Genomic DNA, 2,471 nt, shown 5'->3' on the forward strand with positions numbered 1-2,471 from the left:
TGTTGAACTAAACCTCCTACGTCGGTAGACAAGGAGGTTTAGACGGTAAATTACCGCATCTTTGTATTGTAATTTTAATAAACTGATTAAAGATGAAAAAAAAGTTTAGCAACACCAAAGAGTGTTGAAGCATTATTGCATAATCTGCATGTAAGAATGGAGGTAGAACATTTTTCTAATAGCTCAATAGCTAATTATATGCGTTCTACTAAACTACTCTGCACTTTTTCAGGTAAGCTACCTGATGAGCTTTCTGAAATGGAAATATATGAGTTTCTGCTGCATCTGAAAAACGACCTAAAGCTGAGTCGTTCTACCATCAGAAACTATTTGCAAGGGCTGCGTTTTATGTATAAAAGCATTTATAAGCGCATAGATATTATTGCAGATGTACCTTACCCTAAAGCCACCAAGTTTCTTCCTTTGATACCTACCGGTAAAGAACTGCTGCAATTATTTAATGCAGCCAAAAGTCCAAAGCACCGATTATTACTAAAAGTTATTTATTCGGCTGGTTTGCGCAAAAGTGAGATTATCAACCTTAAAATTGAACATCTCGATTTTAAAAATCATCGTATTTATATTAAAGACAGCAAAGGCAATAAAGACAGGTATACAGTTTTGGCTCAATCGCTCATTCCTGAGATACAACAATATCTGCAACAATTTCAGCCCAAGGAATACTTGTTTAATGGTAGATATAAAGGTAAACCTTATAGCGACGAGGCTGTAAAGTGGGGTTTTCAATATGCTTTGGATAGGTCTGGTATTGAAAAGCACTTTACGCCTCACTCATTGAGACATGCTTTTGCTTCGCACTTATTGGCCATGGGGGTTGATATTGTTTCCATCCAAAAAATGATGGGGCACGATGATATCAGAACCACCATGGTTTACCTGCACATTAACAATAACCTAAAATCTAACCCCTTGGTATCTCCTCTTGACAGGTTGCAAAAATGAGTAACTACAGATCCAAATATGAAATTGGAGATATCATTAGGCAGCATGAACAAGTAGTGATTAAGGCAGGACAATTAAATGCTCATAAGAAAAAGGTGTTTACAAATCTGGCCAATTGCCGAACTGCTGTGCTTGGTTATCATCAGGACAAATGCGATAATCCTGACTGTGGCCACGAATATTACTCTTACAACAGTTGCAGAGACAGACATTGTCCTAAATGCAATGGACTGAAAAAAGAAAAATGGCTGATAGATCGCGAAGCTGATCTTTTGCCCATTAAATATTTTCATGTGGTGTTTACTGTACCAGAGCAATTGAATCACTTGTTTATTGCCCATCCGGAGCATATGTACAAGATACTGTTCAGGGCGGCCTGGGATACCATCAAACAATTTGCTGCAGACCATAACTATTTGGGTGCCCAAACGGGTATGATTGCTCTTTTACATACCTGGGGGCAGAATCTTGCATTACATCCACATTTGCACTGCATTGTTCCCGGTGGTGGGTTAACTCCTCAAGGCAAATGGAAGCACACCAAAAGCAAGGGAAAGTACTTGTATCCGGTAAAAGCTCTTAGTTCCGTTTTTAGAGGTAAGTTTTGTGATTACCTAATTGATTTACACGCTAAAGGTGAACTCGAACTGGATACAGCATTTGATCCCACACGTAAATACCTACATCCATTCTATAAAAACAATTGGGTGGTATATGCCAAACGGCCCATGTATAACTCCAAGCAGGTTTTGGAGTACGTGGCACGGTATTCACATCGGGTAGCCATTAGTAATCATCGGATTAAAGAGGTTGATAATGAGAACATAAACTTTTCTTGGATCAACTATAAAAACTCCAAGGTTGGTGTAATGTCTTTGTCGTTTTATGAGTTCCTGCGCAGGTTTGCAATGCATATCCTCCCTTCTGGATTTATGAAGATTCGTCATTATGGATTTTTTAGCTCCTGCAAGAAGAGCAGCTCTTTAGCAATCATACGTAAAGCTCTTAACACCATGGCGCCTGAATCTAAAAAAGGCATCCCCTGGCAGGAATTGTTTCTATTGCTTTTTGGTCGCCCACACGACCAGTGTCCTAAATGCAAATGTGGCACCATGCAACGCATTGCCTCTTTTAAACCGTTGATCAGGGGAAGTCCTGCACCCAGAACTCCTTCAAATCTTACTATTCCTAATTCTATATAATAAATACCCATATAGGTATCATGGGAAAGGTATGTTTTGTTGGCAACAAAACAGAGCAAAATCAATTGTCAATGAATACATTGAAGTGGATTAGCTTCTGTTTTTTTAATGATTTATAACCAAACCTTGATATTTTTACGCTTACGATGATACTTACAACAACAAAAACTATAAGGGTTCCCATATTAATCCCCATAGTGTAGGTCCGTTTCTCCCGGTAACGTTCAACAACGAATATATTTAATCACCTTCATCATGGTAGGTATCTTTCTTCGGATGCTCGTGATTAATTATATTCTAAGTGTT

Annotated in this window: 2 protein-coding genes; both read left to right on the forward strand. The window is 38.4% G+C overall.

Annotation, left to right across the window (positions count from 1 at the left end; all coding sequences use genetic code 11):
• Positions 1-135 precede the first annotated feature (135 nt).
• Complete coding sequence (locus tag OM075_RS24845; RefSeq protein WP_363321659.1) at positions 136-963, forward strand: tyrosine-type recombinase/integrase; 828 nt, start codon at positions 136-138, stop codon at positions 961-963.
• A complete protein-coding gene (locus OM075_RS24850) occupies positions 960-2,165 on the forward strand; it encodes an IS91 family transposase (RefSeq protein WP_301193263.1) in 1,206 nt (401 codons plus the stop codon). Before OM075_RS24845 ends, OM075_RS24850 begins: the two co-directional genes overlap by 4 nt.
• Positions 2,166-2,471: the final 306 nt, after the last annotated feature.

It is taken from the genome of Plebeiibacterium sediminum, assembly GCF_026013605.1.
GTDB classification, from domain to species: Bacteria; Bacteroidota; Bacteroidia; order Bacteroidales; family Marinilabiliaceae; genus Saccharicrinis; species Saccharicrinis sediminus.

What these genes read in the sequence shown, in the direction of transcription:
- OM075_RS24850 (WP_301193263.1), top strand. Translation starts at nt 960, where the DNA reads ATGAGTAACTACAGATCCAAATATGAAATTGGAGATATCATTAGGCAG.